This window comes from Gordonia sihwensis NBRC 108236, assembly GCF_000333035.1.
Taxonomy (GTDB): Bacteria; Actinomycetota; Actinomycetes; order Mycobacteriales; family Mycobacteriaceae; genus Gordonia; species Gordonia sihwensis.
In genome coordinates, this window is sequence record NZ_BANU01000029.1 from 1 (window position 1) to 19,426 (window position 19,426).

At 63.6% G+C, this 19,426-nt stretch carries 22 protein-coding genes; 7 read left to right on the forward strand and 15 right to left on the reverse strand.

Annotated features, from left to right (window positions below):
• Window positions 1-696: 696 nt before the first annotated feature.
• From GSI01S_RS19565 to GSI01S_RS15395, 13 genes are all read right to left on the reverse strand, one after another.
• Complete coding sequence (locus GSI01S_RS19565; protein WP_006897515.1) at window positions 697-1,671, reverse strand: hypothetical protein; 975 nt, start codon at window positions 1,669-1,671, stop codon at window positions 697-699.
• Entirely contained in the window at window positions 1,672-1,860 is a 189-nt protein-coding gene (locus tag GSI01S_RS15360; RefSeq protein ID WP_006897516.1) for a hypothetical protein, read from the reverse strand.
• Between the two features lie 73 nt (window positions 1,861-1,933).
• The gene (locus GSI01S_RS15365; RefSeq protein WP_006897517.1) at window positions 1,934-2,125 is read right to left on the reverse strand and encodes a hypothetical protein; all 192 of its coding nucleotides are present in this window, start codon (window positions 2,123-2,125) and stop codon (window positions 1,934-1,936) included.
• Window positions 2,125-2,682 (reverse strand): hypothetical protein, encoded by a 558-nt coding sequence (locus tag GSI01S_RS15370; protein WP_006897518.1) that lies wholly within the window; start codon window positions 2,680-2,682, stop codon window positions 2,125-2,127. Before GSI01S_RS15370 ends, GSI01S_RS15365 begins: the two co-directional genes overlap by 1 nt.
• Window positions 2,683-2,736: 54 nt before the next feature.
• A complete protein-coding gene (locus tag GSI01S_RS20790; RefSeq protein ID WP_439644242.1) occupies window positions 2,737-2,913 on the reverse strand; it encodes a zinc finger domain-containing protein in 177 nt (58 codons plus the stop codon).
• A gap of 1,359 nt (window positions 2,914-4,272) precedes the next feature.
• Window positions 4,273-4,701 (reverse strand): hypothetical protein, encoded by a 429-nt coding sequence (locus tag GSI01S_RS20180; protein ID WP_006897522.1) that lies wholly within the window; start codon window positions 4,699-4,701, stop codon window positions 4,273-4,275.
• Complete coding sequence (locus tag GSI01S_RS20185; RefSeq protein WP_006897523.1) at window positions 4,698-4,976, reverse strand: hypothetical protein; 279 nt, start codon at window positions 4,974-4,976, stop codon at window positions 4,698-4,700. Before GSI01S_RS20185 ends, GSI01S_RS20180 begins: the two co-directional genes overlap by 4 nt.
• A 109-nt stretch (window positions 4,977-5,085) precedes the next feature.
• A complete protein-coding gene (locus GSI01S_RS20700; protein WP_081598133.1) occupies window positions 5,086-5,268 on the reverse strand; it encodes a helix-turn-helix domain-containing protein in 183 nt (60 codons plus the stop codon).
• 364 nt (window positions 5,269-5,632) lie between these two features.
• Window positions 5,633-6,103 carry a hypothetical protein gene (locus tag GSI01S_RS20190; RefSeq protein ID WP_006897524.1) on the reverse strand — a complete coding sequence of 157 codons (471 nt, stop codon included), beginning with the start codon at window positions 6,101-6,103 and terminating at the stop codon, window positions 5,633-5,635.
• Window positions 6,104-6,734: 631 nt separating this feature from the next.
• On the reverse strand, window positions 6,735-7,253 hold the full coding sequence (locus GSI01S_RS15380) for a hypothetical protein (RefSeq protein WP_006897526.1): 519 nt from the start codon (window positions 7,251-7,253) through the stop codon (window positions 6,735-6,737).
• Window positions 7,250-7,405, reverse strand: a complete 156-nt coding sequence (locus GSI01S_RS15385) for a helix-turn-helix domain-containing protein (RefSeq protein ID WP_101841725.1) — start codon at window positions 7,403-7,405, stop codon at window positions 7,250-7,252. The genes GSI01S_RS15380 and GSI01S_RS15385 overlap by 4 nt, the downstream gene beginning before the upstream one ends.
• Before the next feature lie 211 nt (window positions 7,406-7,616).
• Window positions 7,617-8,852 carry a tyrosine-type recombinase/integrase gene (locus GSI01S_RS15390; RefSeq protein ID WP_233500098.1) on the reverse strand — a complete coding sequence of 412 codons (1,236 nt, stop codon included), beginning with the start codon at window positions 8,850-8,852 and terminating at the stop codon, window positions 7,617-7,619.
• Between the two features lie 214 nt (window positions 8,853-9,066).
• Window positions 9,067-10,131 carry a lactonase family protein gene (locus GSI01S_RS15395; protein ID WP_006897529.1) on the reverse strand — a complete coding sequence of 355 codons (1,065 nt, stop codon included), beginning with the start codon at window positions 10,129-10,131 and terminating at the stop codon, window positions 9,067-9,069.
• 44 nt (window positions 10,132-10,175) lie between these two features.
• Here GSI01S_RS15395 and GSI01S_RS15400 point away from each other — a divergent pair, with 44 nt between their 5' ends.
• Window positions 10,176-11,774 carry an FUSC family protein gene (locus tag GSI01S_RS15400; RefSeq protein ID WP_006897530.1) on the forward strand — a complete coding sequence of 533 codons (1,599 nt, stop codon included), beginning with the start codon at window positions 10,176-10,178 and terminating at the stop codon, window positions 11,772-11,774.
• A gap of 43 nt (window positions 11,775-11,817) precedes the next feature.
• Window positions 11,818-12,420 carry a DUF998 domain-containing protein gene (locus GSI01S_RS15405; protein ID WP_006897531.1) on the forward strand — a complete coding sequence of 201 codons (603 nt, stop codon included), beginning with the start codon at window positions 11,818-11,820 and terminating at the stop codon, window positions 12,418-12,420.
• A 33-nt stretch (window positions 12,421-12,453) separates the two neighbouring features.
• Here GSI01S_RS15405 and GSI01S_RS15410 read toward each other — a convergent pair whose 3' ends face one another.
• Window positions 12,454-13,722 carry a competence/damage-inducible protein A gene (locus GSI01S_RS15410; RefSeq protein ID WP_006897532.1) on the reverse strand — a complete coding sequence of 423 codons (1,269 nt, stop codon included), beginning with the start codon at window positions 13,720-13,722 and terminating at the stop codon, window positions 12,454-12,456.
• Between the two features lie 102 nt (window positions 13,723-13,824).
• Between GSI01S_RS15410 and GSI01S_RS15415 the strand changes: the two genes are divergently transcribed.
• The 5 genes from GSI01S_RS15415 to GSI01S_RS15435 all read left to right on the forward strand — a co-directional run bounded on the left by GSI01S_RS15415 (window position 13,825) and on the right by GSI01S_RS15435 (window position 17,948).
• Complete coding sequence (locus GSI01S_RS15415) at window positions 13,825-14,235, forward strand: hypothetical protein (RefSeq protein ID WP_006897533.1); 411 nt, start codon at window positions 13,825-13,827, stop codon at window positions 14,233-14,235.
• Window positions 14,202-14,615, forward strand: coding sequence for a hypothetical protein (locus GSI01S_RS15420; RefSeq protein WP_051999673.1), 414 nt, complete (start codon window positions 14,202-14,204; stop codon window positions 14,613-14,615). Before GSI01S_RS15415 ends, GSI01S_RS15420 begins: the two co-directional genes overlap by 34 nt.
• A 96-nt stretch (window positions 14,616-14,711) precedes the next feature.
• Entirely contained in the window at window positions 14,712-15,242 is a 531-nt protein-coding gene (locus tag GSI01S_RS15425; RefSeq protein WP_006897535.1) for a DinB family protein, read from the forward strand.
• A 53-nt stretch (window positions 15,243-15,295) separates the two neighbouring features.
• Entirely contained in the window at window positions 15,296-16,147 is an 852-nt protein-coding gene (locus tag GSI01S_RS15430; RefSeq protein ID WP_006897536.1) for a patatin-like phospholipase family protein, read from the forward strand.
• Between the two features lie 100 nt (window positions 16,148-16,247).
• On the forward strand, window positions 16,248-17,948 hold the full coding sequence (locus GSI01S_RS15435) for a fumarate hydratase (RefSeq protein ID WP_006897537.1): 1,701 nt from the start codon (window positions 16,248-16,250) through the stop codon (window positions 17,946-17,948).
• Window positions 17,949-17,980: 32 nt separating this feature from the next.
• Here the strand turns inward: GSI01S_RS15435 and GSI01S_RS15440 are convergent, their stop codons facing one another.
• A complete protein-coding gene (locus GSI01S_RS15440) occupies window positions 17,981-19,387 on the reverse strand; it encodes a class II fumarate hydratase (protein WP_006897538.1) in 1,407 nt (468 codons plus the stop codon).
• Between the last annotated feature and the right edge of the window lie 39 nt (window positions 19,388-19,426).

Genomic DNA, 19,426 nt, shown 5'->3' on the forward strand with positions numbered 1-19,426 from the left:
GTACATCGTTCAATCTTCGCTCCCTTTCACCGGTTGCAACATCTTCAAGTTTCGGACGCAGAACGCTTACGCATCGACGCGACAAGTCAGGCAAAGACACACCAGACAGTTTGGCTATTCCCCGGTTCGACGCACGACTCAAGTGAGTCATTCACCAGATGCCTACGGAAGGTCTCAGGGTCGATGCCAGGCTGATCGGAAGACGACTTGATCGTCACGCCTGGCCTCATAGAGCCAGTCAGAAACAGCTACACCACTAATGGCAATCATTGCCACTAAACAGCGGGCGGCAATAGAGTCGCCCGATCAGACCACACCTCACCGCCCCGAGGGTGGGGGGTGACCCCTGATTTCCAGGGTGGGCTATATCCAACCCATGTCCCGCTTTACACACAGCAGAAAACCCCCGGAGAAACTGGTCTGAAACCGTTTACCGGGGGCTTTCGCTGCCTTCTTTAACTTATGGTCCTAGTGTACACGCTGCGTCGAAATTGGCAAGCATATTCGTCTCTGACTTTTCCGCTGCCGCGTGCTACGCGTGAGCGTTCTGCATTGTCTGGTCTTTACCAGCCCGAGGGTCGCGTGACCCTACGTGGATTATCGTTCTCAGTGTGCTCTTGTTCGTCGGCGCCCTGGCGTATTTTTGCGGCCCGGTAGTCGTCCCTTGCATGCGGAGCCACGTATGGCTCATGAGTGTCACGCATCGGGTGGTGTTATCCGCTTCGAGTTGCGCTGGCCGAACGAGGGCGATTCCCAACGCCGAGAAATGTTGATGTGCTCCGTGGGAGCCTGTGTTCCGAATGCGTCGAAATGGGCGGCGTCGATTCGGTCGGGGTCAACGTGGTCGCGCATTCGGTCCCGAATCTCTCGCGCTTCTTGTCGCTCTTCGGCCTGGGCGCGGGCGTCGTTGGGCGCGGGCTCAATATCAGCAGCGGGTGTTTCTGCGTCGTTCCAGCTCGCGAGCACGGCTGCGGCCTCTTCTTCTGTTGCAGGGACGTACGGCCCGCACTTAAACACGATCAGCTTCTTCTCGACGGTCCCGGTGTACCGGTCAAAATAGTGATCCGGGAGCGGGTGGCGCAGCTGCCAGTGATCGCCCTGTGCTTTGCTGCCCCGGGGCTTCGCGATAGGGGCGCTGTCGCGCATGGTGGTGACGACGCTGATTAGGTCGGCGAGTTCGTCGGCGGCAACGTGGAACTCTCCCCAGGCTTCGGCTAGGCCTGCGCGGATGGCCTCATCGGCAGAACTGATCTTCTTAGCGGTCAGCGCTTCTCCGAGAGGAATCGCGATGTCGCAGAGTTCGCTCATCCGCGCGTTGAGGGCGTCGATCAGCGCCGGTGTTGCATCGACCAGAACGCCCCAGGCGTTGTCGCCAGCATTTGTGTAAGCGGCTGCTGCGACGGCGTTTACCGCGTCGGCGGACGGCAGATCGGCGGCGAGTGCCACGATTGCGGCGGGATCGGCCGTCGTGGCCTTCGTCGCCAAATTCTCGGCGCGGGTCACGACGGTGCGCTCTAGGTTGTTTGCGGCTGTCGTCGCGGCTTCGGCGATGTCGAGTTGGTTCCGAACCTCGGCCCGCTGCGCGTCGGTCAGCGCGTGCTCGGAGTAGATGTCAAGCAGCTTCCGGACTTTGCCGATTGTGTAGCTACTGGGGTTGAATGCGATTGCCATTTACTTGCCTTGCTTTTCGTAGTCTGCGATTTCGTTCACGATTTCCTGAATCTCATCCGGCTTTACCGCAACAGTGTGCGGGATGATCACCAGAACCGAATCAATTGTGTTTCTCACGCGGATACTGGTGTCGCTTTCGTGTTCCGGACGCTGCCCTGACGTGTACTCGTGCAGTGCTTTGGCGAGCATCGGGAGAGCAGCCGTTGGAATGGTCGCGTTCCTCCGCTGGTCGTGATGGTTACCGAGTTCTCATGCGGGAAGATCACTCGGCGTCCGCCTTGTTCGTGAATCCGTCTAAGTTGTCTACCGCGTCAATAATTTCATCGAGCGTTTCGTCGTCAACCCTGATGCTTATCCCAGATTGTTTGATGATGATGTGGTTTGTGTTCCGGTCACGGCGAACGTGGATGGGGGCGATGGTTTCCCCGATGATTGTGATGCTCGGGTTCTGCATTATTTCGTCGCCTTCTTCGCCGTCGCCTTCTTGGCGGGTGCCTTCTTCGCGGGGACTGCTCGCACACCAGCAGGAGCCTTCGCCTCAGCCTTGCCGTTCTCCCACTCCTCGTCGGTCAAGTCGGGGCGCATCGCGCGCATGCGCATTTCCGTTCGCTGGATCGTCGCTTCCTCATCAATGCCGTTCGGGATGAGCCGCATCAGTCCCTCAAACAAATCCATCAGGAGTTCCAAGTACGCGGTGGCGGGACTGCTGTCGAGCACCTCGATCACGTCATCGAACTGGTCACCGAGGAAGGCTTTCAAGAACGCCATAAGCTGCTCTTCTGTGGGGTCGTTGCCTTGCTTTGCCCAGCTATCCATGATTATTGCGACAGTCCGGAGTGCCCGGGAGTTTGGCCGCTTGATGACAATGCCGGGCGCGAAGTAGTAGCCGAGCGTGTCGTTGTGGCGTGCGGAGATTCGCTCGGCTGCGCTAACTTCTGGCATAACTCCGTCGATGATCATCCCGACGTTGAGGTCTGCGAGAAGGTCGTCGTTCTTGTTTTCGGTCGTCATTCTTCTTCTTTCGTGTTATTTCTTTGAGTTCGCCAAACTTGGTGTTTGGCCGCCTTATTGTTTGCGGAATCTGTTGGGCCGGAGTTTCATCGCGGCCCAGCGCTCTACACGTTTTTGATGGCTTGCACCGGATCGAGTGTCGCAGGATTGTCCTGGTGGTGCGCCACACATTGTGCACGTAACCCAGCGAATTTGGTTTCGGCCTTCCGGGAATACTGGAACGATGCCCATTCCCACCCTCTCTGTAGTTCACAGACGGCCTAGAATCCGCTTCGGGTCCTTGAGTGCCGGGGGTGAACTGAACTGGTCTCAAATCACCAGGTGACTGGCCCGCCCAGGTAGTCGCCCGGTCGCGGAGTGAGGGCGTGCGCTGAGCTACGGCAGTTCGGCATCCACTTCTCGCCAACACACGTACACGGATAATCCGAGACTGTCGGCATGACGGACTTGCGGGTTCCACATTCCACACGCCGGGGTTCCACGTTCTTCGGGGAAGGTTCCACATCGCTCTCCCCCACAGCCCCGCGCAGGGTTCCAGCGTTCCCGCGTTCCATCTGCGGAGCAGTGGAATGAGGAATGTGGACCCGAGCACCATCACGCACCAACCGGCCATCAGTAACGGCACGATCAACAGCACTGACGATATGCGCACGATGCTTGGCCGCTGCCATACGACGCAGGGCGCCGACAGTGCTCGGACCTCTGTCTGTGACCTTGCGGACGACCCATTCGACGCGATTGTCAATCATGTTCATCGTCGCCAGTCTCGTGCCTCAGCCGAGTTCCTTGTGCGCCTGATGGCCTTCGCTCGGCACTTGAGGTAGGCGTCGTGTGAAATCCAGCCTTCAACAACATTGTCGTTTCCGCCGTGGACCGAGACGTGGAGTTTGGTGATCTGTCCATCGACCTGGTTTGTCCCGAGAACCGTGAACTCGTGTTGTTCAGCAGCAGCAAGTCGCTTTTCAAGTTTATTCATGCTTCAAGTCTTCTTTGTGATAGCGATTCCCACCGTCGCGGTAGGCGACAGACGGGATAAAATCAGGGTCCGGTCACTGAGTACCGGATTTGAGAAATCGACGCTTAGAATCGCGTAGCGAACATCTCCATCGCCGCGAAGCGGCGATAGCGCCGTCAGGCGCGGTCGGCTTTTCTTGCGGGAGTCCCGGCAGTCGCTCACCGCCGCGAGGCTCCCCACTCGCCAAGAACCTGCGCTGGAAAGACGCGCAGAACCTTGCTCGGGGATGTGGTTCTTCGGTTTGAGAATCAGTCCGCTGTCAATTGCTCTCGGTAATGGGCGTTGGCCTGCTCGAACTCATTAAATGTCAACAGGACCTTGTTGCCGTGCCGCTTAAATCGAACTGTCTTAGTCTCGTGGTCGATAGTGAACTCGACCCATTTCGCGCCAGGCGCGCAGTTCTTCAACATCATGCTGGTACCTCATTAGCGACATATGCGCAGGTCACACGCGGTTTTGTCGCCTTCTCACTTGGTGTTCTAGATAAGAGTCATAAGAGTGTTTTGCGGAACCGCAGGTCAAACCACGTATTCGGTCCCATTAATCGGGGCCAACGGTCCCATCAAACGGGACCATCAGTGGAGCGGACACCGCTTAGTAGACGTAGAACGTCCATAAACCATGTCGAACGGCAGAATCAGACACCGGACAGTCGAACCATGACCAAGCCATTCCTCTTCGATGGCAATCTTGATCTGCTCCTGTGCCTTCTTATTCTTCATCGTCGGCTTGCCAAGAATCTCCTGCAACTCGCCATCACCCAGCGGACAGTGCCCATTCTTGCCCGAGTTCCCCCACGCATGTAGAGCGATATGCTGCCAGTCAGGGACTCGCTTGCTCTTCGAGATTCTGGTAAACCAGCTTCGTCCTGCCTTCACCCAATCCCCTGGCATGTAAGTCTTGCCGTCAGCACTATCACCCGGCGCACTTCCGTAATCGGGACCATCAAGCGCCTTGAGGTCATCGAGATTCTTAACGCCATCAAGGCCGGTGACACTACTCACGCAGGGCCAACCTTCATGCCGTTCCGCTGTTCATCCAACGTCGCATAGCGCGAGTTCGGGCCAGTGAGCGCCATCCGGCTCTCAGCCAGCATCAGCAGAAACACGTCCGCCGGGCCGTAGCACTTCCCCAACCCGTAATAGTTCTGCGAGAACCGCACCCCCGCCGCATGAACACGTGCCTTCATTTCGCCGTGTTCGCCGCCCCACTTGACCGGAACCTCTGTGGCTCCACAGCAAGGGCATTCGATCACGATTCCAGTTCCATAGTTTGCCATCGTGGTTAAGCCTCTCTATTCAATGGGCGATTCCCGCCTTAGGAGTAGGCGTGAATCGGCCGAAAATTGATATTGGGTCTCTCAGTACCCGAAACGGGTTTCAATCGCTCTAATTCGAGCCACGCAGTGGACCGCACAGAACCTCAAGATCAGCACGCCGGATCAGGATTCGGGACATTCCTTTGCGGCGCACCGGCAGGAATCCGCTTCGGACGTAACGCCGGATCGTGGACAAGCTCAAGCCGGTCAGGTCAACCGCCTCACCTACAGTCACGTAATCATCATGGTTCATTTTCTAGCCCCCCTCGTGACACTATTTGAACGTCGACACACCTTAATGAAACCATTTGGCGGCACATCGACCTTTTCTAGAATTTCAGTTGTCAACGAACGCACGGATCGACCGTCAGGACGACCCCAAAAATAGAACGAGTTCAGTCGTCGCCTCGCGCGCGCGTACGCGCGAAAGGTTCAAATCAAGGGAAATCGCCAACAGACTGGAACGCGTTCTATCAAGAGAATGCTAGAATCAACTGATGCGTGAGCAGGACCAAGAATGGACCGAAGAGGATCAGGCGTTCAGTGATGAACTGACCCGCATCCTTGAAGTGATCGACGGCGGGCTGATCGAGATGCTTCGCGATGCCTAACTCTCGTCATGCTCGGCTACCGGTAATTTCACCTCCGCTTGCTACGTCATCGGGTTTCGGTGCAGGGCGCCTACGGATGCTCGCCACGGTCGGATGAGACACACCTGTCCGCTTGGCTATTTCCCGGTTCGACGCATCTGGTGATTCCTCGATTGCGTCACGAACCTTCGATTCCTTCTGCGCGGCAGTGGTAAAAGTTCGTCCGTGAATATTTTCCACTTCATGCTTGTGCCCAAGGCCGACTGATACCCCGGTCTGTTCTGCCGCAGACTTGATCGAAGCCCCGGCCTTGCGCAGTCGATCAAACAACTCCAACCGCCGAGACTGCGCCAACTCATACCCAGCAATCGACAACGCCGAATCGGACAACTCATCCAGCACATCACCAGCATCGCCCGAGATGGTGTTCCATGCGCCAGATTCGACAATCTCGTCATCTTGCTTGCGGATCAACTCGAACACCTTCTCGTACTCCACTGCAACAGCCGCCCGCTGAGAGGTGACAGTCGATTCCCACCCGCAGGGTAAGCACCAGACGCGACAGAATCACGCCGGGGTCACCTGGTGGCCGGGAAAGATTCACGGCGTCTGGAAACTGGCATCGCAGCAACCTTGATTTAGGTTCAGGCAGTGCGGGTTCGCCGCCTGGCTCTGGCCCATCCTTTGGCAGGCTTGATGGCCTTGAGGGCTTCCCGGATGGATAGGTCGGGGTTATCCGCGAGCAAATTTCGCCCGCGTGCGAAATTTGCCGGGTCAGCCAGTTTCATGTATCTGGCGCTGGTGTCTTTACCGCCGTCGAAGTTTTGTTTCAGCCACGGCAACCACTCGCCGTGTGGAATCTCGCCCGTGTCTTAGCCGCAAGCCTTAGCCGCAAGCGACGCCTTACCAGACTCGATAGCGAACTCAATCCGAGCGCGGCCCGCATCCTCAGACCGTAGACGGAAGTCGTTCGCGATGAACGCGACCTGACGCACGCCGAGAAGTCGATAGATGGGCGGATTCCAGCGTCAGCAGTGTGCGACAGCCCGAACGGAATCACGTCCTGGTCACCCAGTAGCCAGGAGCACCTTCACGACGCTCTGAGTACTGCATCGACTCGGGTGACACCTCACCCGCCGTAGATTCCCCTTACTTCCCGAGCGTTGTCAATAATTTGGTCAATGGACGCGATTGCCTGGTCGAGTTCGTGCGCCGTGAAGTCGCGGACGTTGACCGATGCCAAACCGGCCAAGAGGTCATGGATTCGAGTCTCAGCCAGGAACACCGGACGCAGGCGCGAAGGTTCCTGCGCCGGTTCCTCGTCCCCCTCATCAGGCCGCGCGCCGACCAGCGTTCGCCGTACCTGGGTCCACGACTCGCAACCATCCACCACCGTGGACAGTTCCGCCTCCGACACATACCGCTCCGCCAACTGAATCCGATACGAAAGCTCCGACCGCGAACGACCAGACAACGCGACCAACTCAGTCATCCGACCGTTCCGCAAGCGTCCCGCATCGCCGCGTTCGGCAAGCACGTGCTTGCCCCACTCCCAGCGGGCGAACACTGAGACGACATACGAGTCGCGGATTGATGCGTCGGCTTGGTCGATGGTCTCTTCCAGTTCGAGCAGTGCAACGTCGCTCACGCGGCCACGTCCAGCAGTGCCGAACGCCGGATGCGCACCAGGCGAGGGCCGAGACGATCAACTTCAAGACGACCAGACGTGTACCAGCGCCGGATCGTCTTCTCCGACACCTTCGCGAACGCTGCCGCCTCGGCCACCGTCAACCACTCCACGTGAACCCTCACTACTGCACCCGAACTCACCCGCACGGGCTGATCAATCACCGCACCCCTTTGGCCCGGTGCGAGTTGTCCTAGCCTGGCGTGTCCAGACTTGACTTCTCGTGCCTTCTACTATATGCGCAGTGGCTGAGATTTCTTTAGACCGCAAGAACATGCGTTCGAATCCGCATGTCGCGTCGGCGTGTCGCCCAAGCGGCCAGACTCAGCCGAGCACGGCGCGCACATCGTCCCACCGGGATTCGCCCGCGTCCGCGTACCGCTGGGTGACTAAGACTGACGAATGGCCCAGCAGCGCGCTTACAGTCTCCAGCGGGACGCCCTTCTGCAACAGACTGGACGCGTACGTGTGGCGCAGATCGTGCGGACGAACATGCCCAACACGACGCCTGTCTGCGCCCTCGCCCACCGACGCGGCCCTGCCCGACGCTCCGAGCGCATGCGAGAAGGAGGTTGAGGTGATCGGACGCCCCTTCTTCGACCCGGCGAGGATCAGGCCATACATCGGTCGATTTCCGCCGACGTACTCGACGCGCGGAGCCTCACCCAGGCCGCGATCTTCCAGCAGCTTGCGGAGTACGGACACGAGCGTGTCGCCAATCGGTATGCGGCGCTTCTGCTTCGACTTAGGCGACTTCATCACCTCGCCGTCCCACCCCCAGCGCACTGTTATGGCCTTGCCGTCAAGGTCCACGTGATCCCAGTGCAGGGCGACAGCCTCGCCCCAGCGCATGCCGGTGCCCAACAGTAGATCGAACGTCAGGCGATACCGTTCATCGAGCACATCGCGTACAGCAGCAACCTCATCATCGGACAGCCACCGCTCTGGGGATGGCGTCAGCGCCGGAAGGTCCAAACCTCGGGCGGCAGCCTCACACCGATAGCCCGCGTTGGCAGCGGCCTTGAGCGAACTCCCCAACGCCGCCACACACTTACGAACAGTAGACGGCGACAGGTGAGACAGGTCGTCATCAACCCAGCCCTGCGCCTGGACACGAGTAATCTCCGACAGCCGCATGCCGCCCCACTTCGGGATCAGGTGGGTATCGACTCGACCCTGGTCACGTCGTCGTGTCGACTCTTCCACCTTGCGGCGCTGCATCCATACCGTCGACCATTCAGCCCAGGTCGGATTGGTGGACTGCCCGCCGCCGCGTGCATGCTTCTCCGCGAGTTCGGCAGCGGTGATCGCCTCATCCTCGGTGTCGAACGTGCCCGCCGATTTCCGCTTGCCGTCCGCATCGCGGTACATGCCGTTAAACCGGCCAGATGGGAGCTTCCTGTGCCATGCCATGCGATGACCATAGCGTGTGCCACATGTGCTTGTCGTGTGCCACATCGTGTGACACATGGAGTACTCGCGTGAGATATCGTGATCCACGGTGTCCACATGGAAATGCGCTGACCAGGTGACATCCCTTGACTTGACCAGCAGGAACACTACATGCTATAAATCCTTCTCGGAAGGACTTAAAATCCGCTCAGTCCGGGTTCGAATCCCGGTGGGGGCACCCCATATTCGCGGTCACATCCGCAGTGGCGGAGATCAGTACGCACACCTCCGGCCGACCGAACGACAACGTCGGCGCAGGCTGTCGCCTGCGCCGACGTCGCGTCCACGGTCCACCGCGACCGTGGTCACCGGCCGGGGGTGACTACCGGCCGGGGGCCATTGTGATGACCTTTCCGTCGGAGATCAGCGTTCCAGTTCGCACATAGGTGGAGCGGTCGTGGCGCAGCGTGCCGTTGGGCATCACGAAGAACCGCTGCATGATGCACTCGTTGCCGCGCGCCATGTCCTGGCCGAGTGTCCACAGCACCTTGCCGCTCGGCGAGAGCGTGGAGGACTCGGGCATCGGCCCGAGCGGGCTGGTGCCGGTCTGCGCATTCGGCAGCGCGCGGAGTGTGCCGTTCGAATTGATCGCGAACACGCTGATGAACGTCGACGCCAGATTCGGGACGTACATGAATCGGCCGTCGGGAGTCACGCTGGCCACATGCGGGAACAGACCCGTCGGCATCGGAGCCTGCCCGGTCGGCACCAGTCGCCCGTCACCCAGGATGTTGTAGCCGGACACGCTGTTGCCGGTCTCGTTCATGATGTACACGTGCCGGCCATTGGGCGTGATGACCGGGAAGATCGGGCCCGACTGCGTCGGCACGCGCTGCCGCACCGGGGTGAGGGTGCGGTCCGCCTTGATGTCGAAGCGGAGCAACTCGTGGCGCAGGTAGCTGCCGACGATGAGATGGCGGGTGTTCGGCGTCACCATCACCGTCGTGAGACCGTCGAGCGGCTGCCCCACCGGAACCCGCCGGCCCAACGGCCGCGCCGAGCCGTCGTCCGTCATGCGGTACGGCTGAATCGTGGCGTTGGCGACGCCCATCGTGAGATAGAAGTTCTTGCTGTCCGGAGTGAACTCGAGACCGACCGGAATGTCCGGTAGCGGCGTCTCCTGCCGCAGGTGCAGTCGGCCGACGTTGTCGATGTCGTAGTTGCGCAGGACCGCGGGCACACCGGATGCGACGAGCAGATGCCTGCCGTCGGGCGACGCTGTCTTCGGCCACGAGCCCATTCCCGCGACGGGGTTGCCGCCGATCTTGCGCACCGGCCCGTGGTCGGTGACCCGGTAGCCCACGGTCGGCGAACTCAGGAAGCCGTGCGTGTACAGGTTGTACGGCTTCGACCCGGAGACGCCGCCCGACGGGGGCGGATCGGCCATCCCGCCGCGTCATCGGCTCGAGCGTTCGACTAACGTCGAACGGTGTGAATGAGAACGGTCCCGTACGCTCCCCCGCACTGCGTCGCGTGACCCGCGGGTTACTGGGCCTCTTCGCGGTGCAGCACATCCCGGGCGCCATCCGGCCGGCACTCGTCAAGGCCGCGATCACCGCGACGACAGTCCTGATCTGCTGTGCGCTCTTCGGCCCTGAACTCGGCATCTTCGGGATGCTCGGCGCCTTCGTCACGTTCTGGGAGACCGATCGCCCGCTGTGGCCCCGGGTGCGCAACACCCTTCTGGTCACGGCGCTGATCGTAGGATCCATGTCCTTCGGTGTGGCGATCGCGCCGCACCGCTGGGCCTTCGTTCCGGCGGCGGTACTCATCGTGGTGGTCTTCTCGATGCTGTACAACACCTTCATGCTCGGCCGGGGGCCGTCACCGGTGCTGCCGATGTACGCGGGCATCGTCGGCGCGTTCTTCGGTGTCGACCAGCACCTCGGCTGGAGTCTGGTCGGTCTCACCGCACTGGCCGGAACCATCACGGCGGCATTGCTCACCGTCCCCCTCCTGTTCGAGCCGCACGGGCCTGAGGAGCGTGCGGTGGCGCGAGCGAAGGCAGCGGTGGCCGCGTACGTCGGTCTGCCCGACGACGTCCCGGACGAGATGCGCCGCCAGATCCGGAACACCGCCTTCGCGGCGTGCGACAGCGCCCTCGTCACTCTCCGATCAGCATGGCCGGCGACCCGCAACGCACGGCACCACGAACTCGCGGACACACTGTACGAGGCGCAGTCAGCGTTGTACTCACAGATGCTGACCCGTCTCGGGGAGGACCCGACGCTGCGCGACGACGTCCCCCGCGCCGCGCTCGTCGAACGCAGGCCCGCCACTGCGTACCTCGCCTACCACGCGTTGCACTGGACCTCGGTGGAGTGGTTCACGTCATGGCGAATGGGCTTCGTCGCCGCCCTCGGCGGACTGGTAGCGCTCAGCACCGGCGCCGGACACCCGTACTGGGCGATCCTCACCGGCGTCATCATCCTGAACCAGTGGTCCCACCGCGCGACGTCGATCCGGCGAGCCGGTCAACGCACCGTCGGGACCATGATCGGCGTCGGTGCGACGTACCTGCTCTCGCTGCTGCACCCGAACGAGTGGTGGTCGATCGTGATCGTTCTGGCGTGCATGACCGGCATGAACGCGCTGCTCGCGCTGAACTACGCGATCGCCCTCATCTTCATCACGCCGATGGCACTGGTGATGGTCGAGTCGGTCACCGGTGCCGGAGCCGAACTCGTGTCCGCCGACCGCTTCCTCGACACCATCGTCGGCGCGCTCGCCGCGCTCGCCGTCACCTGGCTCACCTCGTACCGGTTCCCGAGGAAGCTCGCTCTGACCCAGTCGCGGCGAACCGCCCGAGCCATCGACGCCGTCGACGCCGTCAACCGTGCCGGCCGGGCCTTCGAGCCCGACGGCCATCGCGCGCGCGTGGCTCTCCACTACGAGCTGTCTCAGCAGCTCGCCGTCGTCGAACGAGCGGTCAACGACGATCCGCAGCTAGCCGATCTGCGCGCATCGGAACACGCGTTGTCCGAGCGCGGATACCGTGCGCTCGCGCGGTCGTGGCAACCGACCGTCTGAGATTCGGCGAGCGGCGTAGGCTCCGACGCGCAAGAATGCAGAGATGAGTTCCGTACTGGCCGTCATCTCGGTGATTCTGTGGCTTGCGCGCCTCGGCATGTTCGCCGGGCTGCACATGGTTGCGAGCCCCTACAACGCGATCGAGCACGCGGTCAGCGATTACGCCGTCGGTCCCACCAAGCGACTCTCCGCCGCGATGACCTGGACCACCGCCCTGGGCTGGCTCACTCTCGCAGGCGCGGTGTGGTGGGGCCTGACCGACTGGCCCGACCGCGGTCTGACGGTCTTCCTCCTGCTGATTCTCACGGCGATCTTCACTGTGCTTCCGCTGGTCCCGACCGACGTCGAAGGCCAGACGATCACGCGTATCGGCATCGTCCACTACGTCCTGGCGATCGCCTGGTTCGCCATCGCATACTCACTCACCGGGAACTTCTCCCGCTGGATGACCGACGCGGTCGGCGGCAGCCTGGCGGTCGCCGGACAGGTCCTTCACATCGTCACGCTCGTCGCCCTGATCGCGGCGATCGCGGCGTTGGTCATCACACCCCTGCGTCGCAGACTCTTCGGCACGGCCGAGCGGGTCTTCCTGGTCGCCGTCACGCTGTTCTACCTTCTGGTCGCGATCGCCCTGTTGGGTGCGTGACTGGGCCGGTTCCGGCCGCGGTTCTCGTCGGCGCTACTCGCGCAGTGCGCCGGCCACCATGTGCAGCGCCGCGGAGGTGGCGAGCCGCCGCACCGCACCGCGGTCGCCTGGGAACTTCCGCGTGACGGTGACGGTCGGGCGACCGTCGATCGCCAGGCCGAAGCACACCGTCCCGACCGGCTTTCCGGGACGTTCTCCGCCGGGCCCGGCGATTCCGGTGGTGGAGACCGCGATGTCGGAGCGCAGGACGCGCCTCGCGCCCTCGGCCATCGCAGCGGCGACGGGTTCGCTCACCGCCCCGAGATCGGCGATGAGGTCTTCGGGGACGCCGAGCACGCCCGACTTCACGTCGTTCGCGTACGAGACCACGCCGCCGAGCATGTAGGCCGAGGATCCCGCACGGTCGGTGAGCGCCGCCGCCACCATTCCGCCGGTGCACGACTCGGCCGTACCGATGGTGCGTGACCCGAGCAGCCGCGCGAGAACCTCGTTGATCGGCTCGCCGTCGGTCGAGAACACGCGGTCGCCGTGCCTGGTCAGGATGAGTTCTTCCAGATCCCGATACGATTGCGCGGCACTGGATTCGAAGCGGGTGACGATCTCGAGTTCGCCGCCTCGCATGCACGTGGTGATCTCGAGCTCGTCGAAGCCTTCGACCACTCCCTCGGCGCGTCGCAACGACACCGCCAGGTCCGCCTCCGACAGCCCGTACGCGAGGATCGTGTGCTGGTCGTACGAGTCGCGCCCGGCGATCGCGTCCTCGACGGCGGAGGTCGCGAGGGCTGCCGGCCACATCCCGTGCACCTCGTGCGGCGGGCCGGGCAGGACCAGGATCGCCGGAACGTCGTCGGTGGCGGCCACCGCCACACCCGGCGCGGTGCCGACAGGCGCAATCGCCTCCGCGCCCGCCGGAATCAGCGCCTGCTTGTCGATCGCCGCCACCACTGCGTCGGGGAGCACGTCGTCGTACTTGCGCCAGCCGCGGATCACCGACTCGATGGTCTGTCGCATCACCGGATCGGCGACGAGGTCGCGGCCGGTGAAATCCGCGACCGCGGCCACGGTGAGATCGTCGGCGGTGGGTCCGAGCCCGCCGGTGGTGACGATCAGATCGACGCGCTCATCGGAGAGGAATCGGAGTTGCGCGGCGAGATCGCGCGGGCGGTCGCCGCAGACGGTGATGTGCGCGACGTCGACTCCGATCTCCAGGAGTCGCTGCGAGACCCACGGACCGTTCCGGTCGGTGATTCGGCCGCTGAGGACTTCGGTGCCGGTGACGACGATTCCTGCGCGAATGCTCACACAGACGAGGTTACGTCGCGAGTGCACACCCGGCCATGAACCCGGCTTCCCGGACCAGCACGCCGTTGCGATGACTCGGTTCGTCTCGTTTACGGTTGGCACATGCGCGGTTCGACTCTTCTGGGCACCTTCGCGAGGGTTCTCGGCTTCTCCCTCCTCGCCGGCATCGTGTTCCCTGTCTTCATCATCGTCTACCTGGTGGTCCCGAGCCCGCCGCTGTGGCTGCTGATCGTCGGCGTCATCGGGCTGGTCGACGTCGTCGTCATCGCGACCTTCATCGCCCTCAAGCTCCACAGGTCGCATCCTCCGGTCCAAGAGCTCGACGAGCCCGGGGTCCCCGGCATCGGCACCATCGCGCACGTCGCCGACACCGCCACCGAGATCGGCGGCCACCGAGTGATGGCCTTCGACTGGAGATCCGCGGGCCGCGGATCGACGAGTTCACCACCGAACTCAAGACCGTGGTACCGACCGCTTCGGTGGGCTCGCTCGGCCGCGGGCTGGTCGGCGTGACTGTCGGCGCCGACGGCCGGGTCGTGATCGACTGGCACGCCACCGCGCTGTACACGGGTGCGGTGCCGGCCCGGTTCGTCTCGGAGGACGACGGTCGCACCCACGACCTCACGGGACAGGCTGAACCTCTGCTGCGGATCGTCGACGCGCTCAGCAGACACGGCGTCGCACTCGGCCCCACGCTCGACATCCGGAGCCATCCCGAGGTCCGCTCCGAGATCCAGACGATTCTCACCGAGCACGAGGCGTCTCGACCCGCGACCGCCGACGGCCGGTCGACTTCGCAGCGACTCGACGAACTCGCCGGGCTGCTCGACGGCGGGCGGATCTCGCGCGAGGAACACGATCGGCTGCGCCTGAAGATCCTCGACGGTCTCTGACGCGGTGAGCGCGGATCGAACCGCCGGCCTCGGGCGCCACGCGGACGGAGGTCGGAGGCCGCGCCTCTCCGGCCTCGGTGGACTTAGTCTGATTTCATGACTTTCGAGCCAGACGGCAAGGATTGGACCTGGGTGACGAGGCAGCGATGCCCCGCGTGCGGATTCGATCCCGCCACCGTCCGGCGGGAGGACGTCGCCGACCGGATCGCCGCGTCGATCACCGGATGGAACACCGTTCTGGCTCGTGCCGACGTGCGCGTGCGGCCCGACGACCACACGTGGTCGGCGCTCGAGTACGCCTGTCACGTCCGCGACGTCGGAAGCGTGATGACCGAACGCCTCGACGAGATGCTGCGCACGCAGCCGGTCTGCTTCGATGACTGGGATCAGGACGCCGCGGCGGTGGAAGCCGACTACGGGTCGCAGAGTCCCGACGCGGTGAGCAGCCAACTCACCGCGGCGGTGGCGGGCTTCGCCGAGATGTACCGGCTCGTGCGAGAGGACGATTGGTCGCGCGAGGGACTGCGCGGAGACGGCACCGTGTTCACGGTGGAGACCTTCGCGATGTACGTCCTGCACGAACTCGAACACCACCGCACCGACGTCGGGCTTCCCGCGCGCGAGTGATCGCACCCACTCCCGTGCCGCCCGACCTATCGTGGAGTCGAGGAGGTGGGGCGATGACCACGGGTTTCGTACTGTCCGGCGGCGCGAACCTCGGGGCGATGCAGATCGGTATGCTCCGCGCTCTCGCCGAACGGGAGGTGCAGCCCGATTTCCTGGTCGGTACCTCGGTGGGTGCGTTGAACGCGGCGTACGTGGCGGGCCGAGGGTTCGGTCCACGCGTCGTCGACGAACTCGGCGACATCTGGCGCGGCTTGCACACGTGGCAACTGTTCCCGCCCAGTCCACGGCACATCGTCAGCGGTCTCCTCGGGCATCAGCCCGCGCTCTTCGGCGACCAGGGACTGCGCAACCTGACCGACCGGTATCTCGACTTCGAGCAGATGGACGACGCGGCCATTCGGCTGACAGTGGTCGCGACCGACCTGCTGACCGGCGACGAGGTGAACATCGATCACGGCCCCGTGGCCGAGGCAGTCCTGGCCAGCACCGCGATCCCCGGACTGCTTCCACCCGTCGAGTGGAACGGCCGGCTGCTGATCGACGGCGGCGTCGCCGACAACACCGCGATCTCGCAGGCGCTCTCCGCACGGGCGGACACCGTCTACGTCCTTCCCTGCGGGTATCCGTGCGCGTTGACCGAACCTCCCACGGGTGTGGCGGGAACGCTGATCCACACGATGACCCTTCTCATCCACAAGCGGCTGATTCGGGACATCCGGGAGTACACCGGCGACGCGGAGCTGATCGTGCTGCCGCCGCCGTGCCCACTCGACATCGGCCCGATGGACTTCTCGCGCGGCGACGAGTTGATCGTCCGCGGCTACGAGTCGGCCGTCGACGCTCTCCGGGTCGACGGCGGCCGCCGCGCGTCTCCCGCGGACCACATCGACATGCATTGGCACTGAACGGACCTCGCGCCTGCACACCGGTCGCCCGGCCCGCCGGCGGCGCCCTCACCCCCGGCGGCGGTCAGCCGCGCACATCGCGAGGGCTACGATGCCAGTCGTGAGTGAATCAGCCTCAGCCCCCGAATTCCTCTACTCCGACCTGCTGCCGATCGGTGCCGACGAGACCCCGTACCGTCTCGTCACCACCGAAGGCGTCTCGACCATCGAGGTCGACGGCCAGACCTTCCTCAAGGTGGCACCCGAAGCGCTCCAGAGACTGACCGCCGAGGCGATGCACGACATCAGCCACTACCTGCGGCCGGCGCACCTGCGGCAGTTGCGGAAGATCATCGACGATCCCGAGGCCTCGGGCAACGATCGCTTCGTGGCCCTCGACCTGCTGAAGAACGTGAACATCTCGGCCGGCGGCGTGCTTCCGATGTGCCAGGACACCGGCACCGCCATCGTGATGGGCAAGAAGTCCGAAGGCGTGCTGACCGGCGTCGACGACGGCGAGTGGATCTCGCGCGGCGTCTACGACGCGTATACCAAGCTGAACCTGCGGTACTCGCAGAACGCTCCGATCACCATGTACGAGGAGCGCAACACCGGCACCAACCTCCCGGCTCAGGTCGAGATCTACGCGACCGAGCAGGGGCCCAAGGGACCGGAGTACAAGTTCCTTTTCATGGCCAAGGGCGGCGGCAGCGCCAATAAGTCGTTCCTGTTCCAGGAGACCAAGGCGATCCTGAATCCCAAGCGGCTGCTGGAGTACCTCGATGAGAAGATCCGCTCGCTCGGCACCGCGGCGTGCCCGCCGTACCACCTCGCGGTGGTCGTCGGCGGCACCTCCGCAGAGTTCGCATTGAAGACCGCGAAGTACGCCTCCGCGCACTACCTCGACACCCTGCCCACCGAGGGCGACCTCTCCGGGCACGCCTTCCGCGACCCGGAACTCGAGGAGGAGGTGTTCAAGCTGACCCAGTCGTTCGGGATCGGCGCGCAGTTCGGCGGCAAGTACTTCTGCCACGACGTCCGGGTGATCCGGCTGCCGCGCCACGGAGCGTCGCTGCCCGTCGCGATCGCCGTCTCGTGCTCCGCCGACCGTCAGGCTCTCGGCAAGATCACCGCCGACGGCGTCTTTCTGGAGCAGTTGGAGACCGATCCCGCGCAGTACATGCCGGACGCCGGCGTCGCCGAGGACATCGCGGGCGGCGAGGTGGTCGAGATCGATCTGAACCAACCGATGGACCAGATCCTGGCCGAGCTCACCAAGCACCCGGTCAAGACACGGCTGTCGCTGACCGGTCCGCTGGTGGTGGCCCGCGACATCGCGCACGCCAAGATCAAGGAACGACTCGACGCGGGCGAGCCGATGCCCGAGTACCTGAAGAACCACCCGGTGTACTACGCCGGTCCGGCCAAGACCCCGGAGGGCATGGCGTCGGGATCGTTCGGTCCCACCACGGCCGGCCGGATGGACAGCTACGTCGAGCAGTTCCAGGCCGCCGGCGGGTCGATGGTGATGCTCGCCAAGGGCAACCGGTCCAAGCAGGTCACCACCGCGTGCGATACGCACGGCGGCTTCTACCTCGGATCGATCGGCGGCCCCGCCGCTCGTCTCGCGCTCGACTGCATCAAGAGTCAAGAGGTCATCGAGTATCCCGAGCTCGGCATGGAAGCCGTGTGGAAGATCGAGGTCGAGAACTTCCCCGCCTTCATCGTCGTCGACGACAAGGGCAACGACTTCTTCACCGATCCGGGCGGCACGGTCAGCGTGCCGCTGAGCGGTGTGCGCATCCGCTCGAAGGAGCGGTAGGTCGCCCAGGTGACGCCGGGAGCGGGGAACGTCTACCGTTCCCGCTCCAGGTTCGCCATCTTGAGGACGTCGAGCCGCCGATCGAGTTCCTCCTCCGACAGCCGGTCGCCGAGGAGCCCGCGATCGATCACCGTCTGCCGGATCGTCTTTCCTTCGCGTAGCGCCTCCTTGGCGACGGCGGCGGCCTCCTCGTACCCGATCGCGGAGTTGAGCGGGGTGACGATCGACGGTGACGATTCGGCGAGCGTCCGCAGGCGGTCCTCATGTGCCACCAGCCCGCTGATGCACCGGTCGGCGAACAGTCGGGAGACGTTGGCGAGCAGAGTCACCGATTCGAGGACATTGCGCGCCATCATCGGGATGTAGACGTTCAACTCGAAGGCGCCATTGCCGCCGCCCCAGGTGACGGCGGCGTCGTTGCCGATCACCTGCGCCGCCACCTGTGTGACGGCTTCGGGAAGCACCGGGTTCACCTTGCCCGGCATGATCGAACTCCCCGGCTGGAGGTCGGGCAGCGCGATCTCGCCGAGCCCCGTGAGCGGCCCCGACCCCATCCAGCGGACGTCGTTGGCGATCTTGGTCAACGACACGGCGATCGTCTTCAGCTGTCCCGACAGTTCCACCAGCCCGTCGCGCGCGGCTTGAGCCTCGAAGTTGTCGCGCGCGAGGCGCAGATCCTCGACACCCGTCAGTCGGACGAGTTCGGCCACCACGAGCGACCCGAACCGGTCGGGCGCGTTGAGCCCGGTCCCGACGGCGGTGCCGCCGATCGGGAGTTCACCCACGCGAGGCAACGTCGATCGGAGGCGTTCGACGCCGGCTTCGACCTGCCGCGCATATCCGCCGAACTCCTGGCCGAGCGTCACCGGGACCGCGTCCATCAGGTGTGTGCGGCCCGACTTGACCACCGACCGCCACTGGTCCGACTTCTCGGCGAGGGCGCCCCGCAGATGCTCCAGCGCCGGAATGAGGGTGCGGACGACGGCCTCGGTGGCGGCCACGTGCGTGGCGGTCGGGAAGGTGTCGTTGGAACTCTGCGACATGTTCACATCGTCGTTCGGATGCACGGTCACGCCGCCGGCCGCCGCGATCGACGCGATCACCTCGTTGGCGTTCATGTTCGACGACGTCCCCGACCCCGTCTGGAAGACGTCGATCGGGAACTGGTCGTCGTGCAGGCCGTCGGCGATCTCCCGCGCCGCTGCGATGATCGCATCGGCCTTGGCCTCGTCGAGCAGCCCGAGATCACGGTTGACCTGTGCGGTCGCCGCCTTCAACAGTCCGAGCGCACGGATCTGAGTGCGTTCCAGCGGACGGAAGCTGATCGGGAAGTTCTCGACGGCCCGCTGCGTCTGCGCACGCCACAGCGCATCGGCCGGGACCTTCACCTCGCCCATCGTGTCGTGTTCGATTCGGTACTCACCAGTGTCTTCAGCCATGTTCTGTTCAACCTCTCCGTCTCGACCGATGTTCCGCTG

What these genes read in the sequence shown, in the direction of transcription:
- GSI01S_RS19565 (WP_006897515.1), bottom strand. Translation starts at nt 1,671, where the DNA reads ATGGCAATCGCATTCAACCCCAGTAGCTACACAATCGGCAAAGTCCGG.
- GSI01S_RS15360 (WP_006897516.1), bottom strand. Translation starts at nt 1,860, where the DNA reads ATGCTCGCCAAAGCACTGCACGAGTACACGTCAGGGCAGCGTCCGGAA.
- GSI01S_RS15365 (WP_006897517.1), bottom strand. Translation starts at nt 2,125, where the DNA reads ATGCAGAACCCGAGCATCACAATCATCGGGGAAACCATCGCCCCCATC.
- GSI01S_RS15370 (WP_006897518.1), bottom strand. Translation starts at nt 2,682, where the DNA reads ATGACGACCGAAAACAAGAACGACGACCTTCTCGCAGACCTCAACGTC.
- GSI01S_RS20790 (WP_439644242.1), bottom strand. Translation starts at nt 2,913, where the DNA reads ATGGGCATCGTTCCAGTATTCCCGGAAGGCCGAAACCAAATTCGCTGG.
- GSI01S_RS20185 (WP_006897523.1), bottom strand. Translation starts at nt 4,976, where the DNA reads ATGGCAAACTATGGAACTGGAATCGTGATCGAATGCCCTTGCTGTGGA.
- GSI01S_RS20700 (WP_081598133.1), bottom strand. Translation starts at nt 5,268, where the DNA reads ATGAACCATGATGATTACGTGACTGTAGGTGAGGCGGTTGACCTGACC.
- GSI01S_RS15395 (WP_006897529.1), bottom strand. Translation starts at nt 10,131, where the DNA reads ATGGCCGATCCGCCCCCGTCGGGCGGCGTCTCCGGGTCGAAGCCGTAC.
- GSI01S_RS15405 (WP_006897531.1), top strand. Translation starts at nt 11,818, where the DNA reads ATGAGTTCCGTACTGGCCGTCATCTCGGTGATTCTGTGGCTTGCGCGC.
- GSI01S_RS15415 (WP_006897533.1), top strand. Translation starts at nt 13,825, where the DNA reads ATGCGCGGTTCGACTCTTCTGGGCACCTTCGCGAGGGTTCTCGGCTTC.
- GSI01S_RS15425 (WP_006897535.1), top strand. Translation starts at nt 14,712, where the DNA reads ATGACTTTCGAGCCAGACGGCAAGGATTGGACCTGGGTGACGAGGCAG.
- GSI01S_RS15430 (WP_006897536.1), top strand. Translation starts at nt 15,296, where the DNA reads ATGACCACGGGTTTCGTACTGTCCGGCGGCGCGAACCTCGGGGCGATG.
- GSI01S_RS15440 (WP_006897538.1), bottom strand. Translation starts at nt 19,387, where the DNA reads ATGGCTGAAGACACTGGTGAGTACCGAATCGAACACGACACGATGGGC.